This is a genomic window from Kitasatospora sp. NPDC058032 (assembly GCF_042885845.1).
Lineage (GTDB): Bacteria > Actinomycetota > Actinomycetes > Streptomycetales > Streptomycetaceae > Kitasatospora.
Genome location: NZ_JBHVRK010000003.1, coordinates 214976 through 237334 on the forward strand (window position 1 = coordinate 214976; position 22359 = coordinate 237334).

General features: G+C 72.1%; 16 protein-coding genes. 4 read left to right on the forward strand and 12 right to left on the reverse strand.

Translation table 11 applies throughout. From position 1 onward, the window contains the following. Positions 1–6 precede the first annotated feature (6 nt). The 9 genes from ACFVUH_RS06465 to ACFVUH_RS06505 all read right to left on the reverse strand — a co-directional run bounded on the left by ACFVUH_RS06465 (position 7) and on the right by ACFVUH_RS06505 (position 12541). Positions 7–2370: a hypothetical protein gene (locus ACFVUH_RS06465; protein WP_387911547.1), complete on the reverse strand. Its 2364-nt coding sequence runs from the start codon at positions 2368–2370 to the stop codon at positions 7–9. A 95-nt stretch (positions 2371–2465) separates the two neighbouring features. Beyond that, positions 2466–3479: a glycosyltransferase gene (locus ACFVUH_RS06470; protein ID WP_380684329.1), complete on the reverse strand. Its 1014-nt coding sequence runs from the start codon at positions 3477–3479 to the stop codon at positions 2466–2468. Positions 3480–3538: 59 nt separating this feature from the next. Continuing rightward, entirely contained in the window at positions 3539–4687 is a 1149-nt protein-coding gene (locus ACFVUH_RS06475; protein WP_387911549.1) for an acyltransferase family protein, read from the reverse strand. 180 nt (positions 4688–4867) lie between these two features. Further along, complete coding sequence (locus tag ACFVUH_RS06480; protein ID WP_387911551.1) at positions 4868–6937, reverse strand: hypothetical protein; 2070 nt, start codon at positions 6935–6937, stop codon at positions 4868–4870. A 183-nt stretch (positions 6938–7120) separates the two neighbouring features. Next, positions 7121–8314, reverse strand: a complete 1194-nt coding sequence (gene tuf, locus ACFVUH_RS06485; RefSeq protein WP_030280743.1) for an elongation factor Tu — start codon at positions 8312–8314, stop codon at positions 7121–7123. 199 nt (positions 8315–8513) lie between these two features. After that, positions 8514–10619, reverse strand: a complete 2106-nt coding sequence (gene fusA / locus ACFVUH_RS06490; RefSeq protein WP_355358324.1) for an elongation factor G — start codon at positions 10617–10619, stop codon at positions 8514–8516. Positions 10620–10658: 39 nt separating this feature from the next. Beyond that, complete coding sequence (gene rpsG, locus ACFVUH_RS06495) at positions 10659–11129, reverse strand: 30S ribosomal protein S7 (RefSeq protein WP_030055803.1); 471 nt, start codon at positions 11127–11129, stop codon at positions 10659–10661. A 2-nt stretch (positions 11130–11131) separates the two neighbouring features. After that, positions 11132–11503 (reverse strand): 30S ribosomal protein S12, encoded by a 372-nt coding sequence (gene rpsL, locus ACFVUH_RS06500; protein WP_014144289.1) that lies wholly within the window; start codon positions 11501–11503, stop codon positions 11132–11134. 423 nt (positions 11504–11926) lie between these two features. Beyond that, on the reverse strand, positions 11927–12541 hold the full coding sequence (locus ACFVUH_RS06505; protein ID WP_355358321.1) for a DUF1707 and DUF4190 domain-containing protein: 615 nt from the start codon (positions 12539–12541) through the stop codon (positions 11927–11929). Positions 12542–12854: 313 nt separating this feature from the next. Here ACFVUH_RS06505 and ACFVUH_RS06510 point away from each other — a divergent pair, with 313 nt between their 5' ends. From ACFVUH_RS06510 to ACFVUH_RS06525, 4 genes are all read left to right on the forward strand, one after another. Then, positions 12855–13676, forward strand: coding sequence for an ABC transporter ATP-binding protein (locus ACFVUH_RS06510; protein ID WP_355358318.1), 822 nt, complete (start codon positions 12855–12857; stop codon positions 13674–13676). Further along, entirely contained in the window at positions 13673–15355 is a 1683-nt protein-coding gene (locus ACFVUH_RS06515; RefSeq protein WP_387911554.1) for a transporter, read from the forward strand. The genes ACFVUH_RS06510 and ACFVUH_RS06515 overlap by 4 nt, the downstream gene beginning before the upstream one ends. 663 nt (positions 15356–16018) lie before the next feature. Continuing rightward, positions 16019–17269, forward strand: a complete 1251-nt coding sequence (locus ACFVUH_RS06520) for a DUF2786 domain-containing protein (RefSeq protein WP_387911817.1) — start codon at positions 16019–16021, stop codon at positions 17267–17269. A 123-nt stretch (positions 17270–17392) separates the two neighbouring features. After that, positions 17393–18496: an ADP-ribosylglycohydrolase family protein gene (locus ACFVUH_RS06525; protein ID WP_387911556.1), complete on the forward strand. Its 1104-nt coding sequence runs from the start codon at positions 17393–17395 to the stop codon at positions 18494–18496. Between the two features lie 63 nt (positions 18497–18559). Here the strand turns inward: ACFVUH_RS06525 and ACFVUH_RS06530 are convergent, their stop codons facing one another. The 3 genes from ACFVUH_RS06530 to ACFVUH_RS06540 all read right to left on the reverse strand — a co-directional run bounded on the left by ACFVUH_RS06530 (position 18560) and on the right by ACFVUH_RS06540 (position 22234). Further along, positions 18560–19879 (reverse strand): serpin family protein, encoded by a 1320-nt coding sequence (locus ACFVUH_RS06530; RefSeq protein WP_387911557.1) that lies wholly within the window; start codon positions 19877–19879, stop codon positions 18560–18562. A 120-nt stretch (positions 19880–19999) separates the two neighbouring features. Then, positions 20000–20977, reverse strand: coding sequence for an ADP-ribosylglycohydrolase family protein (locus tag ACFVUH_RS06535; RefSeq protein WP_387911818.1), 978 nt, complete (start codon positions 20975–20977; stop codon positions 20000–20002). A gap of 42 nt (positions 20978–21019) precedes the next feature. Continuing rightward, positions 21020–22234: a cytochrome P450 gene (locus ACFVUH_RS06540; protein WP_387911559.1), complete on the reverse strand. Its 1215-nt coding sequence runs from the start codon at positions 22232–22234 to the stop codon at positions 21020–21022. Positions 22235–22359 lie beyond the last annotated feature (125 nt).

A 22359-nucleotide genomic window follows, 5' to 3' on the forward strand; every position in this document is an offset into this window, starting at 1 on the left:
GTCGACTCAGGTCAACTCGAACACGGCCACGCGGCCGTTGTCGTACACGGGCCTGGCCAGCGCGCCCAGCCGGGCGACGTCGGCGCCGGCCTTGCGGTCGGCCACCAGGTAGCGGACGTGGTGCTGCTCCCGCAGCCTGCCGACGTTCTCGGCGGTCGGCCGCTGGAACGTCTCGTCGTTGAGCCGCAGCAGGTCCTGGTCCCAGAACGCGCCGTTGCCCTCGGCCATCACCCGCGGCGAGTACGCCCAGCCCTCGACCAGCACCGAGCGCTCGGAGTAGCCGCTGAGCCAGAAGGACAGCGAGTTGCCGCAGCCGGCGTCGGGGTTGGCGTAGTCGTCCGGGCGCCGGCAGTGGGTGTTGGTGGCCAGCACGTCGTCCGGCTCGCTGTGGTCGCGGACCCAGCGGGCCGCCTCGACCTGGCTGGCCGGCAGCGGCCAGGCGCTCTCCCAGACGTGCTCGCGGGTCTGCAGGCCGTCCAGCAGCAGGGTCGGCGCCCCGGCGAGCAGCACACCGGTGAGCAGCACCACGCCGCCGCGACGCCGCAGCCCGGGCACCGCGCGGCGTCCGAGCGCCCACCAGAGCAGGCCGACGACCAGCGCGATCCCGGCCAGCGCGGCGGCGGCGGCCACGGCCGGCAGCAGCACGTCGTAGCTGTGCCACTCGGTGGCGGAGCCGGCCCGCCGGAGCACGAACCCGGCCCAGTCGCTCGCGTACCGCTGGATGCCCCAGGTGAGCAGGGCGACGAAGAGCACCGCACCGGCGGCCAGCGCGGCCGCGGCCCGCCGCGACAGCCGGGCCCGCTCGACGCTCTCGCAGTAGCCCCAGGCGGAGAGCAGGATGCCGAACGGCAGTCCGGCCAGGGTGAAGTAGCTCGCGTTGAAGCCGTTCACCACGAAGTAGAGCGCCGGACCGGCCAGCGCGCCGCCGAGCAGGAACCACTGCACCGGCTGCAGGGCCAGCCGGCGCCGCCACATCAGCGGCACCATGCCGGCCACCCGCAACTGGTGGTTGAGCACGAACGCGAGCAGGGTCAGCAGCGCCAGCCCGGCCTGGACCGGGGTCGAGCGCAGGTGCTGCGGGTCCGCCCAGTAGCCCTTGATGTTGCCGAGGGGCACGATCTCCAGGCCGTAGCTCTCGAACCGGAAGATCACCGCGGTGGTGAACACCTGGGCACCGCCCAGGATCGCGCCGAGGCCCACGATGTTCCACGGGATCCGCCGCTCGACCAGCAGCACCACCGCACCGGCGAAGGCCAGACCGGCCAGGGTCACCGGCAGGGAACTGGCCTTGGCCGCGCTGGACGCCAGGGCGAACAGGCCGGCCAGGACGAAGGCGCCGCGGCCGAACGCCGGAACCGCCCGGGCCTCCTCCGGTCCGCGCAGCCGGTCCCCCACCGCGCCGATCAGCGCCAGCAGCAGCGGCAGGGCGTAGGTGAGCGAGAGGCTGGCCCAGGACATCAGCGGCACCGAGAGCGCGCCGAAGACCCAGCTGTTGACGTCCGCCGGGTAGTTGACGGTGAACTCGCCGACCGCGAAGACCAGCGTGGCGGCCACCGGGCCGGTCCACGGCCGGGCGGTGATCCGCCAGGCGACCACGGCGGCGACGACCATGGCGAGCGCCGAGAGCGCCGGCACCATCAGCCGCATCTGCACCACGGCGAGGTCGATGTCGCCGACCATGCTGGTCATCGCCATGTGGGCGAAGGTGAACCAGTGGTAGTTCAGCGGCTCGCCGGCGGCCTGCGGGAAGGTCAGCGGGACGTGGTGCTTGGCGTTGCCCGCCAGCGACAGCAGGTACGGCAGGTCGATGTACTGCCGCGTGGTCTCGCTGTCGGGGAGGATCGGGTTGGTCCGCAGCGCGACCACGTACAGGTAGAGGGCGGTGAAGGCGACCGTCGCCGCCACGGCCCAGGACCACGCCGCCGAGGGGGTCCGGTAGCCGGTGGGCCGCCAGTGCCGGCGCAGCGACGGGACGGCCGCGAAGGGCACCACCACGGCGAGCGGCCAGGCCAGGGCCAGCGACTGCAGGCCGAAGGAGACCAGCACCGCCCAGGCCGCCAGCTCCAGCACCAGGCCGACGACGGCGCCGAACGCGAGGTCCTCGACCAGGGTGTGCGGCCGGCGGCGGAGCGCGCGGAACACCAGGGTGCCCGGCAGCACGACCGCCCAGGCCGCGTAGCCGGTGTACTTGGCGACGTCGAGCGGAGCGGTGCCGGTCTTCAGCAGGACCGCCACCAGCACCAGGTAGGCGGCGGCGGCGGGCAGGAAGCGCCCGGCGGCGGGCAGTCGCCGCTCGGCCGGGCCGGCGCCGTCGGCGGACCGCTCCGGGCTGCGGAGCGGTGCGGAGGCGGTGCTGTCAGTGGTACCCATCGCTCATCTCTTCCTGGGGCCTCGCGTCTGCCGCCGACCGGCCGCAGTGCCCGGGGCCGTCCCGTGGCGGCGGTGCGCCACGGGACGGCGGGGGCTCACGCCACGTACTCGGAGACCTTCGAGGTCCTCGTGCGGCCGTCCTCGGCCGAGTCGTAGCCGACGAAGTAGGCCGGCCGCGACTGGCTGGCCGAGTAGATCCGGCCGACGTACTCGCCGAGCAGGCCGATGCAGATCAGCTGGACCGCGCCGAGGAAGAGCATGCCGATGAACAGCGACGACCAGCCGGGGACGGTCTTGCCGAGGGCGTACTCGACCGTCGTGTAGACGCCCAGGCCGAAGCAGAGCACGAAGCTCAGCAGGCCGAGCCAGGTGGCGAGCCGCAGCGGGCTGGCGGAGAAGTTGGTGATGCTGTCGATGGCCAGCCGCACCATCTTGGAGAGCGGGTAGTGGGTGCTGCCGGCGACCCGCTCCTCGCGGACGTAGACGACCTCGCCGCTCGGGAAGCCGAGCCACGGCACCAGCAGGCGGTAGACCGGCTGGTGCTCGGGCAGCGACTTGAGCGCGTCGACGGCGGCGCGGCTGAGCAGGCGGTAGTCACCGGCCTGGTTCGGCATCTTCTTGCCGACCAGCTTGCGCATCAGCCAGTAGTAGGCCCCGGCGGTGCGCCGCTTGAAGAAGGTGTCGGTGCCGCGGTCGCCGCGCACGCCGTAGACGATGTCGAGGTTCTGCGACCGGGCCAGCGCCAGCATCTCCGGGATCTTCTCCGGCGGGTCCTGCAGGTCGGCGTCGATGGACACGACGTAGTCGCCGAAGGCGCGGTGGATGCCGGCGGTGAGCGCCGCCTGGTGGCCGGAGTTGCGGGCGAACCGGACGATCCGGAACTCGGGCCAGTCCTGGTGGATCTTCTGCATGATCGCCGGGGTGGCGTCGGTGCTGCCGTCGTCGATGCCGACGACCTCGTAGCTGACGGACAGCCCGTCCAGGATCGGGCGGAGCCGCTGCACGGTCAGCGGCAGGGCCTCCTGCTCGTTGTAGATCGGGATGACCACCGACAGCAGCGGAGGGGCCGAGTCGCCGGACCAGCCCGGCGCAACTACTGCATTGTCCATCGTTGTTCGCCTATTCATGAAGATCTGTGCGGTCGACCGGGTACCGGCTGGGGGGCCGGTCAGCTCCGGGTGCGCCCAGGCTCGTCGGAGACCTGGCGCAGGGTGAGCATCGAGCGGTCCAGCCCCTTCTTGAGGGCGCCGGAGAGCGGCCGCTCGACCAAGCGATGGATGAGCCACGCGGTGGCCAGGACGATCACCAGCGCCACGGCCAGGGCCCCCCGGACCCCGAGCCCCTTGGTCTGCGCGAAGTGGATGATCGTCCAGCCGACTTCCTGGTGGATCAGGTAGACGGGGTAGGTGAGCGCACCGGCGATGGTGAGCCACTTCCACGAGGCCCAATTGAACCAGCCCAGGGCGGCGGCGAGCACCAGTGCGAACGCCAGGGTCATCACGCCCGCGATGACGTTCCAGGACAGGTGGTAACCGAGGACGCTCTCGTAGAGGACCTTGATCGAGTTGATCCGGGACAGGGCCAGCATCCAGCTGAAGCCCACGATCCCCCACAGCAGCAGGTTCGGGCCGAAGCGGTACATCAGGAACATCGCGATGCCGGCGATGAAGAACGGCGCCTGGTCCGGCATCGCCAGGGTGGTCAGCAGCGGTATCTGGGCCGGGACGGACAGCGCGCCGGCCACCGCCCAGATCCCGCAGAACGCCACCACCCGGCGGTAGGTCAGGCCCCTGACCACCACGACGGAGAAGAGCAGGTAGAACTTCATCTCCGCCCAGAGGGTCCAGTACACGCCGTCGACGTGGTGGACCCCGAAGGGCTCCTGCAGCATGGTGAGGTTGGCGAGCACCCGCGAGGCGTCCAGCCCGTCGGCCGCACCGGACCGGGCGTACTCCGTGGCCGTCAGCAGGACGACGGTGGTGAGCGCGACGCCGGTCCAGTAGGCGGGGTAGAGGCGGATCACCCGCGAGACGAAGAAGTCGCCGGGCCGCTTGCCCCAGCAGCTCATGCAGATCACGAAGCCGCTGATGACGAAGAACAGCTCGACGCCGAGCCATCCGTACGACGCGATGTGGTTGAGCGTGGGCAGGACCTCCCGCGGGGTCTTGCCGGGCCACACCCCGGGGATCCCGACGTAGGCGGTCCAGTGGAACGACACCACGGTGAGCGCCGCGATCAGGCGCATGCCGTCCAGGGCGTACAGCCGGGGCCGGCGGGGCCGGGTCGCGGAGTGCCCTCCGCCGGTGGCGGAGGGCACTGCGGCGTCACTGTGCCCGGGACGCGAAGGCTGCGTCAGGGCAGGGGCATCGGTCATACGGGAGTCGCTTTCGCGAGTGGGGGGCTCGGCCCCGAACCGGTGCTCGCGAAGGGCGCGAGCACGACAGGGCGTCAGTCTAGCGGGGCGGAATGATAGCCCCCTTGGACGGGGGGCGGCGGCTCAGTCGCCGGGGAAGCTCTTGTTCCACGGGTGGATCCACTGGTTGTCCGGCATGGTGACGACGGTGGCCTTCAGACCGGCGTCGGCGATGTCGCGGCCCATCCGGTCGGCCAGCCCGCGGTCCACGACGACGATGGTCAGCGGCTGCCCCACCTTGGTGATGGCCAGCCGGACGTGCTCCATCGCCGCCTGGTACTCCGGCTCCGGGCGCGGGGCCGCACCGATGTTGATCCAGTGGGTCTCGTACAGCGGGAGCATGTCGCCGCCGCGCTCGCGCAGCAGCGCCGCGAGCCAGGTCGACTTCAGGTTCTTGTAGTCGTCGTTCGAGTACAGGGCCATGACCGGGCCCTGGATGTCCTTCAGGTCGGCCAGGACGGTCGCGCCGTCACGGGGGCCGATGTCGCTCCACGCGTCGCCCCGGCTCCACCCGATCAGCGAGTTGGTGTGCCAGGCCACCGGCCCGCCCTTGAAGGAGTGGACGTTCCACTGCATGCCCGCGAAGAGGCTCAGCGCGGTCGCCACCGCGAGGCCGGAGAGCACACCGTCGGTCGCCAGCCGTCGACCCCGGGAGGAGCGGACCGGCGCCGGGGTCCGCAGCAGCGAGCCGACCGCGCCCAGCGAGATGAGGGCGACCACGATCGCGCAGCCGGCCAGCTTCTCGAAGTAGTAGGAGTACTCGCCCAGGGTGTTGATCTGGTACCAGCCGAAGCCGAAGACCACGGCACCGGTGCCGAGCACCACGGCGAGGTGCGCCTGTCCCGCGCCGGTCCGGCGGTTGGTCGGGGCGAGGGCCGCGAACAGGGCCAGCAGCATGCCGCCGACCAGCAGCGTGCGGTCCGCCTCGACACTCGGGCCGCCGAGGCTCGCGGTGCTCGCGACGTCCAGCTCGGACAGCACGGACACCGCGCTGGGCAGGCCGGCCAGACCGAGGCCGACCGCGCCCATCAGCGCGTAGCGCAGCCACCGGCGGGGGCCGCCGGCGAACCTGCGGCGGTGCACCAGCACGGACAGCACGACGGCGAGGCCGACCGCGGCGCCGAACAGGTTGTAGACGTAGGTGACGGTGATCAGGCCCGCCAGCGCGACCAGCGCGTACTCCGCCCGGCCCATGGCCGGACGGATCAGCAGGGCCAGCGTCACGGTGAACATCAGCAGGCCGATGATCGTCGAGTCGAAGCCGTGGATGACAAGGTAGGTGTAGTTGCTGGCGAGCATCAGCGCCATGACCGTGCCGCAGACCGCGGCGGTGCGCCAGCCGCGCAGTCGCGGCCCGCCGATCCAGCGGGCCGCCCAGACCAGCGCGGTGGCCAGCAGGGTGTACGCCACCAGGACGTACAGCAGGTACCGGTTCATCACGCCGAGCATGGCGCCGGGGTCGGCCGAGGAGTGCACCAGCGAGTCCACCCAGGCCAGCAGGAAGTGGGTGCCCTGCGGGTAGGTCACCTCGGCCGGGGACATCATGTACGCCCGGGCCTCCTCCTGGTGGAGGAAGTTGTAGCCGCCGACGTGCTGGATCCCGGAGAAGTACGAGAAGTGGTTCAGCCGGTCCTCGGCGGTGCTGAAGAAGGACAGCCGCTCCGCGGCGGACTTCCCGGCCAGCGGGTGGTGCAGGTAGCGCCAGAAGACGCCGGCGGTGCCGAGCACGATCAGGTCGGACGGACGCACCCGCAGCGGGATCCGGGGCCGGCGGCGGGCGAGCCAGCCGGTCACCGCGACGGCGGTGAGCAGGGTGCCCGAGGTCGCGACGGGCGAGAGCCCCCACGGCCAGAGCGAGAACAGCAGCCCGGACACCAGCACCGAGCCGACCACGATCAGGCCGGCCACCACCAGGCGGTCGAGGAGACCCCCGCCGACCCGGATGACGGAGGCGACGGCGAGCAGCAGGATCGGGAGCACCACGATGCCGAGCCCGAGCGGGACGAGTGCGGCGGGCACCAGCCAGGCGGCTGCCACGAAGGCCGCCAGCACCGGCAGGCTACGGCGCCCAGGCGCCCCGGCCGGCCTCGGCGGCCCCTCGTCGGCGGCACGGCCCGGCCGCACCCCCTCCGGCGTGGGGAATGTGGTTGCCACGAACGTTGCCCTTCGATCGACCTGGACAGCACAGTGGTTGTCCGAGTACTGACTGGTGCCAGTGCCCCCCGGCAACACTGGCCGATCATAGAACAGTCACAAACATGGAAAGACCGAGGGCCCGGCAGACGTGAGTCCACCGGGCCCTCTTCGACCCGAGAGCCGAACGGTCAGAGCGTCGAACTACTTGACGATCTTGGTGACCTGGCCGGCGCCGACGGTGCGGCCACCCTCACGGATGGCGAACTTCAGGCCCTCCTCCATGGCGACGGGCTGGATCAGCGCGACGGTCATGGCGGTGTTGTCGCCCGGCATGACCATCTCGGTGCCCTCGGGGAGGGTCACGACGCCGGTCACGTCCGTGGTACGGAAGTAGAACTGCGGGCGGTAGTTGTTGAAGAACGGGGTGTGGCGGCCACCCTCGTCCTTCGACAGGATGTAGGCCTGGGCCTCGAAGTCGGTGTGCGGGGTGACCGAACCCGGCTTGATGATGACCTGGCCGCGCTCGACGTCCTCGCGCTTGATGCCACGGAGCAGCAGACCGACGTTCTCACCGGCCTGGCCCTCGTCGAGCAGCTTGCGGAACATCTCGATGCCGGTGACCGTGGTGGTGGTCTTCTCGGTCTTGATGCCGATGATGTCGACGGTCTCGTTGACCTTGAGGATACCGCGCTCGATACGACCGGTGACGACGGTGCCACGACCGGTGATCGTGAAGACGTCCTCGATCGGCATCAGGAACGGCTGGTCCACGGCGCGGGCCGGGGTCGGGATGTTCTCGTCGACCGCGTGCATCAGGCCGAGGAGCTTCTCGCCCCACTCCTTGTCGCCCTCCAGCGCCTTCAGCGCGGAGACGCGGACGACCGGCAGGTCGTCGCCCGGGAACTCGTACTCGGAGAGCAGCTCGCGGACCTCGAGCTCGACGAGCTCCAGGATCTCCTCGTCGTCCACCATGTCGGCCTTGTTCAGGGCGACAACGATGTACGGAACGCCGACCTGGCGGGCCAGGAGGACGTGCTCCTTGGTCTGCGGCATCGGGCCGTCGGTGGCGGCGACCACCAGGATGGCGCCGTCCATCTGGGCGGCACCGGTGATCATGTTCTTGATGTAGTCGGCGTGACCCGGGCAGTCGACGTGGGCGTAGTGGCGCGCCTCGGTCTGGTACTCGACGTGCGCGATGGAGATGGTGATACCGCGCTGCCGCTCCTCCGGCGCCTTGTCGATCTGGTCGAACGGCGTGAAGGGGTTGATCTCCGGGTACGCGTCGTGCAGCACCTTGGTGATGGCCGCGGTCAGCGTGGTCTTACCGTGGTCGATGTGACCGATGGTGCCGATGTTGACGTGGGGCTTCGTCCGCTCGAACTTCGCCTTCGCCACTGAGTCCTCCTGAGGACAGTTCCTGTACGCCGTGCTGACGCCAGTTGGTCTTTGATCGGTTTTGGTGCGGGTTGTCCGGAGGACACCCCGTGCCGTCCCGCTGGTGGGGGGGCCGGAGGCCCCGGGAGGATCCGACCGGATCCTCCCGGGTTGCCTCCTAATAGCCTAAGGGGTGGTTATCGTCCCGAAAGTCGGGACGTCACTCGCCCTTGGCCTTCGCGATGATGTCGTCCGCGACGTTCCTCGGAACCTCGGCGTACGAGTCGAACTGCATCGAGTAGCTCGCGCGACCGGAGGTCTTGCTGCGCAGGTCACCGACGTAGCCGAACATCTCGGAGAGGGGCACCAGCGCCGTGACGACGCGGGCACCGTGACGCTCGTCCATGGACCGGATCTGGCCACGGCGAGAGTTGATGTCGCCGATCACGTCGCCCATGTAGTCCTCGGGCGTGGTGACCTCGACGGCCATCATCGGCTCGAGGAGGACCGGCTTGGCCTTCCTCGCGCCTTCCTTGAAGGCCATCGAGCCGGCGATCTTGAACGCGAGCTCGGAGGAGTCGACGTCGTGCGCGGCACCGTCGAGCAGCTTCACGCGGACACCCTGCAGCGGGTAGCCGGCGAGGATGCCGAACTCCATGGCCTCCTGGCAGCCGGCGTCGACCGACGGGATGTACTCGCGCGGAACGCGGCCACCGGTGACCAGGTTGACGAACTCGTAGCCCTCGGCCTGCTCGAGCGGCTCGATCGCGATCTGCACCTTGGCGAACTGACCGGAACCACCGGTCTGCTTCTTGTGGGTGTAGTCGATGCGCTCGACCGCCTGGCGGATGGTCTCGCGGTACGCGACCTGCGGCTTGCCGACGTTGGCCTCGACCTTGAACTCACGGCGCATACGGTCGACCAGCACCTCGAGGTGCAGCTCGCCCATACCCGCGATGATGGTCTGGCCGGTCTCCTCGTCCGTGTTGACCTGGAAGGACGGGTCCTCCTCGGCGAGACGCTGGATGGCGACACCCAGCTTCTCCTGGTCACCCTTGGACTTGGGCTCGATCGCGACGCGGATGACCGGGGCCGGGAAGTCCATGGACTCCAGGATGACCGGGTTCTTCTCGTCGGACAGCGTCTCACCGGTGGTGGTCTGCTTCAGGCCCATGACGGCGATGATGTCGCCGGCGCCCACCGACTCGATCTCCTCACGCTTGTTCGCGTGCATGCGGTAGATCTTGCCGATGCGCTCCTTCTTGCCCTTGACGGCGTTCAGCACCGAGGTGCCGGACTCCAGGCGGCCCGAGTAGACCCGGACGAAGGTGAGCTTGCCGAGGTGCGGGTCCGACATGATCTTGAACGCGAGCGCGGCGAGCGGCTCGTCGTCCGAGGCCTTGCGGGAGATCTTGACGGTGTCGTCGCCCGGCTTGGTGCCCTCGATGGACTCGATGTCCAGCGGGGACGGCAGGTACTTGACGACGGCGTCGAGCAGGGGCTGGACGCCCTTGTTCTTGAACGCGGTGCCGCAGAAGATCGGGGTGAAGTCCGAGTTCAGCGTGCCCTTGCGGATCGCCGTCTGCAGCAGCTCGACCGGGATGTCCTCGCCCTCGAGGGCGAGCTCCATGATCTCGTCGCTGATGTTCGACACGGTGTCGATCAGCGCCTCGCGGTACTCGTCCGCCTGCTCCTGCAGGTCGGCCGGGATGTCGACGACGTCGTACATCTCGCCCTTGGCGGCGTCGGCCGACCAGACCAGCGCCTTCATGCGGACCAGGTCGACAACACCCTGGAAGTCCGACTCGGCACCGATCGGCAGCTGCATGACCAGCGGGGTCGCGCCGAGGCGGTCCACGATGGTCTTGACGCAGAAGAAGAAGTTGGCGCCCGTGCGGTCCAGCTTGTTGATGAAGCAGATGCGCGGAACGCCGTAGCGGTCAGCCTGCCGCCACACGGTCTCGGACTGGGGCTCGACACCGGCGACACCGTCGAACACCGTCACGGCACCGTCGAGGACGCGCAGCGAACGCTCCACCTCGACGGTGAAGTCGACGTGCCCCGGGGTGTCGATGATGTTGATGGTGTGGTCGGCGTCGTCGACGGTCCAGTGACAGGTCGTCGCGGCCGACGTGATCGTGATGCCGCGCTCCTGCTCCTGCTCCATCCAGTCCATGGTGGCGGCGCCATCGTGGACCTCACCGATCTTGTACGACACACCGGTGTAGAACAGGATCCGCTCGGTGGTGGTGGTCTTGCCCGCGTCGATGTGCGCCATGATCCCGATGTTGCGGACCTTGGCGAGGTCAAGGGAGGTTGCAGCCATGGTGGCTCGTTCTCTCTCTGTCTAGTGACGGGGTACGGACTACCAGCGGTAGTGCGCGAAGGCCTTGTTGGACTCGGCCATCTTGTGGGTGTCCTCGCGACGCTTCACGGAAGCGCCCAGGCCGTTGCTGGCGTCGAGGATCTCGTTCATCAGGCGCTCGGTCATGGTCTTCTCGCGACGGGCGCGCGAGTAACCGACCATCCAGCGCAGCGCCAGGGTGCTGGCGCGGCCCGGACGGACCTCGACCGGAACCTGGTAGGTCGCGCCACCGACACGGCGGGACTTGACCTCGAGGGCCGGCTTGACGTTCTCCAGCGCACGCTTCAGCGTGACGACCGGGTCCGAGCCGGTCTTCTCACGGACGCCCTCGAGGGCGCCGTAGACGATCCGCTCGGCGGTGGAGCGCTTGCCGTGCAGCAGGATCTTGTTGACCAGCTGGGTGACGACCGGGGAGCCGTAGACCGGGTCGATGATGACCGGGCGCTTCGGGGCGGGGCCCTTACGAGGCATTCTTACTTCTCCTTCTTGGCGCCGTAGCGGCTGCGGGCCTGCTTGCGGTTCTTGACACCCTGGGTGTCGAGCGAACCGCGGATGATCTTGTAGCGGACACCAGGAAGGTCCTTCACACGACCACCGCGAACCAGCACGATGGAGTGCTCCTGCAGGTTGTGGCCCTCGCCCGGGATGTAAGCGGTGACCTCGATCCCGCTGGTGAGGCGCACACGGGCGACCTTACGAAGGGCCGAGTTCGGCTTCTTCGGGGTGGTCGTGTACACACGCGTGCAGACCCCACGGCGCTGCGGGGAGCCCTTCAGCGCGGGAGTCTTGTTCTTCTCGACCTTGTCCTGCCGGCCCTTTCGGACCAGCTGCTGGATCGTAGGCACCGTTTCTCCGTTTTCTGTGTGCCAAGGCTTGGTGGAACTAACCTGCGGTGATTCCCTCGCACACGGCCCCGTGGTCGACCCACGCGGTCGGGTGTGTTGGGTTTTTTCCGGCACGGAATCCCGTGAGCTGATGTACAGCGACGGCGCTCTACGCGCGGCGCGCTGGGAGGCGCTCCGGCTCGGCGCGGCGACCGGTGTGCATGCACGCACAAGGACCCGGGGACACCCCAGGCACAAGGTCAGAGCGTACCTAGCGCATCGGGCTCGGTCAAAACAAATGCAACGCCGCAGGTGGCGGCCGTCGACCGGATGTCGCACGGGTGTCCCGCGCACGGCCGCCCGGTGTCGGACCGCCCTCTTGCCGCTTTACCACACCGGGGAGGTGGCTGCCACCCGGGACGGCCGCCGCCCGGGCGTCCCGGGTCAGCCGAACAGGACCACCGTGGTCATGATCAGAAGCCAGAAGCCGATCGACAGCCAGCCGAAGACGAGACCGGTGACGGCCATGCCGTCACCCTCCTCGTTGCGCTCCGCCGCCTGCTTGCGGCCGATGTGGCCGGTGATCACGGCCGGCACCCCCAGCAGGCCGCCGGTCGGCACGCAGAGCAGGCCGAGCACCAGCGAGGTCACCGCGACGGCGTTGGTCCGGCGCACCGGCGGCGGGGCCAGGAAGGTCGGCGGCACCGGTGCGGCGACGGGACCGGCCATCGCGGGCGCCATCATCTGCGGGGCCACCATCGGCCCGGACGGCAGGTCGGCGACCAGCCGGGCCAGCTGGCCGTAGGTCTGCGCGGTGCTCGCCGCGTCGAACCGGTCGCCGTACTCGGCGGCGCTCAGCCGGCCCTCGGCGAACGCGGCCTTCAGCACGTCCACCGTCCGCTCGCGGTCCGCGGTCGCCGCGCGCATCGCCGACTGCGGCATCGCGCCGTGCTGCGGCGCGTGCATCGGCGGCGCCGGGGGCATCGCCGGTGCGGACGGGGTGGACGCGGGCGGCTTGGCCATCCCGTGGCCCTGCTCACCCCACGGCTGAACGGCCATCCGCCACCTCCCGGTACCCCCGCGCGACCACGGTCCCTCCCCGTTCACTCGACTCTCATAGTGCAGGACGAACGGGCGTCCTGAGTAGTTGCCAATTCCGCGCATCGGACGGCGTTTTCCCGAAAATCCGTGACGACCCGGCCTCCGCGCGGCCCCGCCGGCCCTCCGTCTCACCCGTTTGGGTCAGACACACCCGGGGCATCGCCACAGGAGACAGGCCCGGCCGGACGGTGGCAGGCTGTCGTCGGACCCGTGTCGATCATGGTTCCTCCGCCGGCCCCGACCGGTCCGACCACCAGTGGAAAGAGCCGCCATGCAGGCGTCAGTGCCGCCGCCGTCCCCCGTCCCCGCCTCCCCCGTGTCCCCGGCCGCTCCCTCGGCCGTGTCCATCCAGGGGCTGTGGAAGCACTTCGGCACCCAGGCCGCCGTGGCCGGGCTCAGCCTGGAGCTGCCGGCCGGGGCGTTCGTCGGGCTGGTCGGCCCCAACGGCGCCGGCAAGACCACCACCCTGTCGATGGTCACCGGCCTGCTCCGGCCCGACCAGGGCACCGTGCTCATCCACGGCGCCGACGTCTGGGCCGACCCGGTCGCCGCCAAGTCCCGGATCGGCATCCTCCCCGAGGGCCTGCGCATGTTCGAGCGGCTCAGTGGCCGCGAGCTGCTCCAGTACAACGGCCGGCTGCGCGGCCTGCCCGGCGCCGAGACCGACCGCCGCGCCGAGGAACTGCTCGCCGTCCTCGACCTCGCCGGCCACGCCGACAAGCTGGTCGCCGACTACTCCACCGGCATGCGCAAGAAGATCGGTCTCGCCGCAGCCCTGCTGCACAACCCGGACGTGCTGTTCCTCGACGAGCCCTTCGAGGGCGTCGACCCGGTCTCCGCCCAGACCATCCGCGGCGTGCTCAAGCGGTACGCGGCGGCCGGTTCCACCGTCGTCTTCTCCAGCCACGTCATGGAGCTCGTCGAGCAGCTCTGCGACTGGGTCGCCGTCGTCAGCACCGGCCGGGTCATCGCCCAGGGCCCGCTCGACGCCGTCCGCGGCGGGCGCAGCCTGCACGAGGCGTTCCTGGAGCTGATCGGCGTCCGCGAGGACGACGGCCAGGCACTGGGCTGGCTCGGCGGGGGCGACCGGTGAACTCCCCCACGACGCCGACCCCCGCGACGCCCGCCCCCACCGCGCCGGCCGCCGCCGCGCACACCGGGGTGCCCACCGACCGCACGGTCGTGCGCACCCTGGTCTCGCTCAAGCTCCGGCTGCTGCGCAACGGCCTGCGCCGCAACCGCGGCCGCGCCGTCCTCTACGCGCTCGGCACCGTCCTCGGCCTGCTGTTCGCCGCCGGGATCGCGCTCGCCCTGGCCATGCTGTCGCACGCCGTCGACAGCGGCTCCGCCGGCGACGCGGGCGTCGTCCTCACCGGCGCGCTGGCCCTCGGCTGGGCCGCGATACCGCTGTTCCTCTTCTCCAGCGACGAGAGCGCCGACCCGACCCGGCTCACCATGCTGCCGCTGCGGCCCGGACCGCTGCTGCGCGGCTCGGTGCTGGCCGCCCTGATCGGCCCCGGACCGCTGGTCAGCCTGGTCCTGCTCACCGGTGCCGCGCTCTCCGGCGCCGCCGGTGGCGCTTCGGCGGCCACCGGGGTGGTCGGCGTGCCGCTCGCCGTGCTCACCGTCGTCGTCCTCTCCCGCGCGGTCGCCGCCGGCAACGCCCGACTGCTCTCCAGCCGGCGCGGCAAGGACTTCGCCGTCTTCGGCGGCCTGCTCTTCGCGCTGCTGGTCCAGATCGCCAACGTCGGCTCGCAGAGCGTCTTCGGCAAGCCCGGCGCCGACGGCCTCGACCTCGAACCGCTCGCCCCGATCGCCGCCGTGCTGCGCTGGATCCCGCCGGTCTCCGCCGTCGACGCCGTCCGCACCGCCGGCGAGGGCCGGTACGCGCTGGCGCTGCTCCAGCTCGCCGCCACCGCCGCGCTGCTCGTCCTGCTGCTGCGCTGGTGGCGGGCCAGCCTGCAGCAGCTGATGGTCACCGCCGACGCCTCGACGGTGGAGGTGGTGCGCGGCGTCCACGAGTCGCGGCGCGGCTGGCGCTTCCTGCCGGACGGCCGGGTCGGCGCCGTGATGCAGCGCCACCTGCGGTACGCCTGGCGCGAGCCGCGGGCCAAGGCCGCCGTCTTCACCAGCATCGGCATGACGCTGGTGATCTGCGTGCTGTCGATCGTCCAGGGCTGGTCCACGGTCTACCTGGTGGCGATCACCGGGATGTTCCTCGGCCTGCAGATGCTCAACCTGTTCGGCATGGACGGCTCCGCCTTCTGGATGGTCGCCGCCACCCTGCTCACCCCCTCCGACGCCCGCGACGAACTGCGCGGCCGCGCGCTCGCCCTGCTGTCCTACGCCGTCCCGGTCACCCTGGTACTCGCCGTCGTCCTCGCCGGCACCACCGGCGACTGGTCCGGCCTGCCCTCGGCCGTCGGCGCCGCCTTCGCCCTGCTGGGCAGTGGCATCGCCATCGGCGCGGTGCTCAGCGTGCTCGCGCCGTACACCATGCCCGCCGACAACAACCCGATGCGCAACGCCGCGCCCGGCCAGGGCGGCCTGGTGATGCTCAACAGCTTCGGCTCGATGTTCGGCAGCGTCCTCCTCGCCTCCCCCGCCATCGGCTACCTCGGCTGGGCCCTCGCCACCGACGCCCCCACCTGGCCCCTCCTGTTCGCCGGCCCCCTCTACGGCGCCGTCGTCGCCGCCCTCGGCCTGCGCCTCGCCGCCGGCCGGCTCCTGGAGCGCCTCCCCGAGATCCTCGCCAAGGCCGTCGAACGCTGACCCCGACCCCACCGAACCGCACACAGCACCAACTGCCTCACCCCCACGAAAGTCGGCCCCGCCGACTTCCTGTTCCCCGGCGAAGGCATCGGCGACGGCAGAGAAACGTTCCGCCGCCACCGACCGCCTGTGCAGGAAGTCGGCCACGTCGACTTCCCGCTCCGGCCCGTCCGATCCGCCCGCGACGAGCGCGCGGTGCGGGCGGCGGTAGGGGTCAACAGGTGTGGAGCAGGAAGTCGGAGGGGCCGACTTTCTACGCCCTATCGGGCTTTCCGCGACCAGGAACGGCAGCGGCGAGGCACAGCCGAAGCCGCTGCCGGCATTTCCAGTGGGTCGGGCGGCTCCGGCGGAGTGGGAAGTCGGCCACGTCGACTTTCCACTCCTCGGCGGTCCCTGCCCGGGAGGGAGGCGGCGGGCTGTGGGTGGTTGCCCCTCGCTCGGGCTGAGCGCGGGGCAATCGGGGCCCGGAGAAGTTGCGGCGGAGGGGGAAGTCGGCCCCGCCGGCGGTGGGACTGTGCGTGGCCGTGGGGTTGCTGGGCCGGCGGGGGGTTCGGGGGGTTCCGGCATCATGGGTGGGAGGTATGGGACCCGGAGGTAGGCGGCGTGGGCAGGCGGAAGCAGCAGGACGGTGGTGGCGGCGGGGAGGCCGGGGCGCTGCTGGAGATGGCGGTGCGGGGCGTGGTGACGGCTCCGGAGGAGGGGCTGGACCTCGCGCTGGACACCGGGGCCTCGCTGCTGGCGGCCTCCGCCGGGCAGTGGCCGGCGGTGAGCCGGGCGGTGCTGGGGTACGCGGACACGGCGGTGGGGCGGTGCTGGTCGGCCGGGTGGCGGCCGGCGGACCTGGTGCGGGTGGTGCGGCGCGAGCTGAAGCCGGTGCACCTGGCGCTCGCCGTGGACCTGATCGCCGCCGAGGGCCGCCGCTACCCGGCCGCCGCGGCGGACCGGCGCTGGCAGGAGCAGCTGCGCGAGCTGGAGAGCGAGGTCTGGTGGCCGTCCGACGAGGGCTACCTGCCCGCGCTCGCCCAGCGGCACCGCCTCGACCGCTTCGCGCTGGCCACCGCGTTGCTGGAGCTGCTGCGCAGCTGGGGCCGGCTGCCTCCGATCGCCCCGGTGGGTCCGGCCCCCGGGCAGACGGCACAGCCCGGACGCCCGGACCGCAGGCCGCGCGGCCCGGTGACCGGCGAGCCGCGGATGCTGTCGCGGATCCGGGCGCTGCTCGCGAAGGCGGAGTCCACCGACTTCCCCGAGGAGGCCGAGGCGCTGACCGCCAAGGCCCAGCAGCTGATGGCCCAGCACAGCATCGACGAGGCCCTGCTCGCCGTCGACGGCGCCGACCCGCACGCGCCGGGCGCGCTGCGGATCGGCGTGGACAACCCGTACGAGGGCCCGAAGACGATGCTGCTGGACGCGGTCGCGGCCGCCAACCGCTGCCGCGTGATCTGGGCGAAGGAGTTCGGCTTCTGCACCGTGATCGGCTTCGACGCCGACCTGGACGGCGTCGAGCTGCTCTACACCTCGCTCCTCGTCCAGGCGACGCACGCGATGCAGCAGGCCGGCGCCCGCCAGCACCTGGACGGCGCCTCCCGCACCAAGGCGTTCCGGCAGTCCTTCCTGGTGGCGTACGCCGCCCGGATCCGCGAGCGGCTGGCCGAGGCGACCGAGCGGACGACCAGCGACGCCGCCGCCGGCCGGCACCTGCGCGAGGACGGCACGGCCGAGCAGCTGCTGCCGGACGAGCGGCTGCTGCCGGCCCTGAAGGCCCGCACCGAGGCGGTGGACCAGGAGGTGGACCGGATGTTCCCCAAGCTGGTGTCGCAGCGCGTGCGGGTGAGCGACGGCGAGGGCTGGGCGGCGGGCCGCGCGGCCGCGGACCGGGCGTCCCTGCGCGGACGCTCCGGGGAGATCCGCGGCTGAGGCCGGCCGCCGGGGTCCGGAGCCGGATCCGCGGCCGAGATCCGTGGCAGCAACCCGGGCGCCTGGTACAACAGGTCCCGGGCAACCGACGAGGGGCGGGCAGGCAGAGTGGGTACCGAGACGGTGAGTACGGAGACGGGGTTCCGGGACCGGGTGCGCGGGGCGCTGCTCGGCGGGGCGATCGGGGACGCGCTGGGCTGGCCGGTGGAGTTCCAGCAGCTGCAGCAGATCCGCGAGCGCTTCGGCCCGGACGGCGTGACGGGTCTGCCGGGCGGCGGCCGGGTCGCCGAGGTCACCGACGACACCCAGATGACGCTGTTCACCGCCGAGGGTCTGATCCGCGGCTTCGTGCGCGGCTGGTCGGGCGGCGGCGGTTCGGTGCCGGAGGCGGTGCACGGCGCGTACCGGCGGTGGCTGCTCACCCAGGAGCAGGGGGCGCCGGACCGCGAGCCGCTGGCCCACCCGTACGACGGCTGGCTGTTGCGCGAGCCGTTCCTGTACGCGCGGCGGGCGCCGGGCAACGCCTGTCTGACCGGGGTGCAGTACCACCCGGTGTTCGAGCCGCCGGTGGCGCTCGGGCAGCCGGGGCCGATCAACGCGCACTCCAAGGGCTGCGGCACGGTGATGCGCTCGGCGCCGTTCGGGCTGGGCCGGCTGGGGGCGGAGCAGTCGTTCGGGCTGGCCGCGCAGTGCGCGCAGCTGACCCACGGGCATCCGACCGGCTACCTGGCGGCGGGCGCGTTCGCGGCGCTGGTGGAGCGGCTGGCGGCCGGGACGGAGCCCTGGGCGGCGGTCGGCGAGACGGTGGAGCAGACCCGGGAGTGGCCGGCCTCGAAGGAGACGGTGCAGGCGCTGGCCCGGGCGGTGCGGGTGGCCGAGGAGTCGGAGCCGTCGGCGGAGGCGGTGGAGCGGGTCGGGCTGGGCTGGATCGCCGAGGAGTGCCTGGCGATCGCGGTGTACTGCCTGCTCGCGGCGGCCGGCGGGCCGGATCCGGTCCGGTCGGCGCTGCTGCTGTCGGTGAACCACTCGGGGGACAGCGACTCGACCGGTGCGGTCTGCGGCAACCTGGTCGGCGCGGCGTACGGCGCGAGCGCGCTGCCGGCCGACTGGGCGGAGGCGGTGGAGGGCCGGGAGGCGCTGCTGCGGACGGCGGACGACCTGCTGGTGCTGTTCGGCAGCCGCGAGCCGGGCCACCCGGCGCTCGGGGACCGCTACCCGGCCGGATAGCGCGCCCTCACCTCGGCACCCTCACGCCGGCAGCCCCGCTCCGACACCCCCGCTCCGGCAGCCTCACTTCGCGGCGGCGGACGGGTCGGTGACCTGTCCGAGGAAGAGCGGCCGCCCGTCGGCGGTGTCCCGGATCAGGAAGAGGAACGGCCGGTCGATGTGCAGCTCGACCGGGTTGATCGGCACGGGCGCGGCCATCACGTCCACCCCGACGCCGCTGCCGGCCGCCGCGACCGTGCCCTGCTCGTCGACCTGCACGGTGGCCTTCTGGACGACGGTGCTGATCGCGAGCCGCCCGTCGCCGCCCGGCCCGCGGATGCCGGAGAGGTCGGCGGACGGGCCGAAGGCGGCCTGGACGCCGAGGGCCCGCAGGGTGGGCGTGAGCTCGTTCGCGGTGTCGAAGTGGAACTTCGGCAGGGTGAGGTCGACGGTCCGCGGGGCGAGCGCGCCGAGGATCCGGTCCAGCTCCGGCTGGTCCAGGCCCTTGCGGAAGGCCGCGAAGCCGCCCTGCCCGGGCACCACCAGGTCCATCGCCAAGGTGCTTCCCGCGTAGGGCAGTTCGACGGCCTGCCAGGGTTCGCCGAGGATGCCGCCGGAGCCCTCGGCGTAGCGCAGGCCGGTGGTCTGGGCCATGGTGCGGACGGCCGTCCCGGTGCCGTCGAGGCGGTGGAACGGCCGGTCGGTGGTCTTCCCGGCCTTGAAGGGCTCGGCCCAGTCGGCCTTCAGGTAGAGCGCGTCGGTGAGCGCGAGCCGGGTGTCCGGGTTGATCTGCCCCTGGGCGAAGAGGTTCTTGATCCGGCCCTCGGTGGCCTTCTCGACGACGCCGTTGACGGCCTTGCGCGCGCCCTCCGGGTCCTTGCGGAAGTCGGCGGTGTGCACGCCGGTGCCGAAGGCGGCGGCCAGCACGCCGAGGTAGCGCCGGTCGAGCGGCTCGTCGCGCTGGGACCAGAGGTCGTCGGACTGCCGCAGGACGGTCCCGCCCTTGCCGGACGGCGTCACGGGGCGGTTCAGGGCGCCGACGGCGAGCGCGTACTGCTCGGGGGTGAGCCCGGTGTGCAGCGCCGCGGCGAGTTCGTCGGCGGTGGTGCCGCGGGCGCCGGGCAGCACCATGGCGAGGGCGGTGGCCAGGCCGGACGGCGAGAGCACCAGGTTGCCGCCGCCCGCGGCGGGGTCGGCGGTGAGGGTGTGCAGCAGGTCGAGGCCGAAGGCACCGGTGGCCGCGGCGGTGGCGGCGACCTGCCCGGGGTCGGCGGGCGGCAGCGTCACGGGCTCGACCCGGACCACGGCCGTGCCGCCGCCGGAGGAGCCGCAGGCGGTGAGCAGGGCCGCGCAGCAGAGCAGGAGCACCGCCGGACGGCGGGTGCGGGCGAACGTCGCGGGCATGGCCGGCCTGCCTCCCGGGTCACGGTGCGGGCCGGTGCCCGCGCCTGGGTACCGGTTGGACGCGGCCGGCCCGCAACCGGTTCCCCGGGTCGGCAGGCCGAAGAGGACCGGGCGGATCGGTCAGTCCCAGAGCGCGCCGAACTCCAGCAGCTCGTCCCGGTACTCGATCCGCTCCACCCACCCGGCCGGCCAGGCGTCGGCGCCCAGGTGGGCACCGGCGAAGGCGCCGGTCAGGCAGGCGATCGAGTCGGAGTCCCCGGAGGAGTACGCGGCCCGGCGGACGGCGGCCACCGGGTCGTCCGGCAGCAGCAGGAAGCAGAGCAGCCCGGTGGCGAGCGCCTCCTCGGCGATCCAGCCCTCGCCGGTGGCCAGGCAGGGGTCGGCCTCGACGTCCGGTGCCGCGAGCGCGGCGTCCAGCCGGTCGAGCACCGCCAGGCACTCGTCCCAGCCCCTGGTGATGAACGCCTCGGCCGTACGGTCCTGGGCGTGCTCGGCGAGGTCCCCGAGCCAGAACGCGTCGTAGCGGCCGCGGTTCTCGAGCGCGTACGCCCGCAGCGCGGCGGTCAGACCGGCCGGCGGCAGGCCCCCGGCGAGCCTGCGGACGGCGTACGCGGTGAGGTCGGAGGCGGCGAGCGCGGTCGGGTGGCCGTGGGTGAGCCCGGACTGGAGCTGGGCGGCGCCGGCGGCCTGGGCCGGGGTCAGCTCCCGGACCAGGCCGACCGGGGCGACCCGCATATTGGCGCCGCAGCCCTTGGAGCCGACGTCGCTCGCCGTCTGCCAGCGGCGCTCGGGCGTGCTGAGCCGCCGGCAGGACCGCAGACAGGTCATCCCGGGGGCACGGGTGTTCTGCGGGGAGCGCCACCAGTCGACGAACTCCTCGCGCAGCGGCCGCTCCAGGCGCAGCGGGGTGAGCGGCCCGCGGGCCAGCGCGGTGCGCAGACCGCGGGCGAGGGCGAGCGTCATCTGGGTGTCGTCGGTGACCAGTGCCCGCTTCGGCAGCGGCAGTTGCCGCCAGTCCGGCCACTGCCAGGCGATCGTCTCCACGTCGTCGAACTCGGTGTGCTTGCCGAGCGCGTCGCCGATCGCCAGCCCCAGCATCGCCCCCGTCGCCCTGCCGCCCACGGCCGCTCCCCTCTTCCGCTACATCTCGACCAGCAGCTCCTTCAGCCCCCGGATCACGTAGCCCGGCTGCCACTCGGGCTCGCGGACCAGCCGCAGGCCCGGGGCCCGGCGGAGCAGGGTGCCGTAGGACTCGGTGAGCTCCAGTCTGGCGAGCGGAGCGCCGAGACAGAAGTGGATTCCGGCGCCGAAGGTGATGTGCGGGTTGTCGGTGCGGCCGAGGTCCAGGCGGTCGGGGTCGGTGAAGCGCTCCGGGTCGCGGTTGGCGGAGCCGAAGAGCAGGGCGACCTCGGAGCCGCGCGGGATGGTGACGCCGCGGACCTCGATGTCCTCCAGCACCCAGCGCTCGAACATCTGCAGCGGGGTGTCCCAGCGCATCAGCTCCTCGATGGCGGTGGGCAGCAGCCCGTCGACGTCGGCGCGCAGCCGGGCCAGCTCCTCGGGGTGGCGGAACAGCGCCCACCAGCCGTTGCCGGTGGTGTTGACGGTCGCCTCGTGGCCGGCGTTGAGCAGCAGCACGCAGGTGGAGATCATCTCCTGCTCGCTGAGCGCGTCCGAGCCCTCCTGGGCCTGGATGAGTGCGCTGATCAGGTCCCCGCCGGGGGCGGACCGGCGCTCGCGGATCAGGGCGCGCAGGTAGTCGGAGAACCCGGTGCTCGCGGTGACGGCCCGGCGGGCGACCTCCTCGGACGGGTTGAGCTCGAACATCCCGGTGATGTCGGCGGACCACGGGCGCAGCAGGTGCCGGTCGGACTCCGGGACGCCGAGCATCTCGGCGATCACCGCGACCGGCAGCGGCTCGGCGACGGCGGCGATCAGGTCGCCGCCGCCGTCCGCGAGCAGTCCGTCGACGAGTTCGCCGGCCAGCCGCTGGACGGTGGGGCGAAGGCCCTCGACCATGCGCGGGGTGAAGGCCTTGGAGACCAGCCGGCGGATCCGGGTGTGGTCCGGGGCCTCCAGGTCGAGCAGGCCGTTGTCGTTGAGGGTGTGGAACGGCTCGTGCGCCGGGTCGGGCTCGGGGCGGCCGAACTCCTGGTGGCTGAACCGGTGGGTGTAGGTGCGGCCGAGCCGGCGGTCGCGGAGCAGCGCGCTGACGTCCTCGAAGCGCGAGACCAGCCACTGGTCGGTGGGTTCGAAGTACGTCACGGGGGCCTGCTCGCGCAGGGTGGCGTAGGCGTCGTAGGGGTGGGCCACGAACGCCGCCGACCAGGGGTCGAAGTTCGCCGTCGTCGTCATCGGTCGATCACTCCAGGCCATGAGGGGGGAGCCGGAAGGATCATCGTACGCATGCGCTCCGTCCGGCCCCCGGCCCCGTCGACCCGGCCTGGCCTGCGACCCCGTCGGCCCGGCCCGTCGACCCG

Bases quoted from the DNA above. Each gene is read 5' to 3' on its own strand.
- ACFVUH_RS06465 (WP_387911547.1), bottom strand. From the start codon at position 2,370: ATGGGTACCACTGACAGCACCGCCTCCGCACCGCTCCGCAGCCCGGAG.
- ACFVUH_RS06470 (WP_380684329.1), bottom strand. From the start codon at position 3,479: ATGGACAATGCAGTAGTTGCGCCGGGCTGGTCCGGCGACTCGGCCCCT.
- fusA (WP_355358324.1), bottom strand. From the start codon at position 10,619: ATGGCTGCAACCTCCCTTGACCTCGCCAAGGTCCGCAACATCGGGATC.
- rpsG (WP_030055803.1), bottom strand. From the start codon at position 11,129: ATGCCTCGTAAGGGCCCCGCCCCGAAGCGCCCGGTCATCATCGACCCG.
- ACFVUH_RS06505 (WP_355358321.1), bottom strand. From the start codon at position 12,541: ATGGCCGTTCAGCCGTGGGGTGAGCAGGGCCACGGGATGGCCAAGCCG.
- ACFVUH_RS06510 (WP_355358318.1), top strand. From the start codon at position 12,855: ATGCAGGCGTCAGTGCCGCCGCCGTCCCCCGTCCCCGCCTCCCCCGTG.
- ACFVUH_RS06520 (WP_387911817.1), top strand. From the start codon at position 16,019: ATGGCGGTGCGGGGCGTGGTGACGGCTCCGGAGGAGGGGCTGGACCTC.
- ACFVUH_RS06530 (WP_387911557.1), bottom strand. From the start codon at position 19,879: ATGCCCGCGACGTTCGCCCGCACCCGCCGTCCGGCGGTGCTCCTGCTC.
- ACFVUH_RS06535 (WP_387911818.1), bottom strand. From the start codon at position 20,977: ATGCTGGGGCTGGCGATCGGCGACGCGCTCGGCAAGCACACCGAGTTC.
- ACFVUH_RS06540 (WP_387911559.1), bottom strand. From the start codon at position 22,234: ATGACGACGACGGCGAACTTCGACCCCTGGTCGGCGGCGTTCGTGGCC.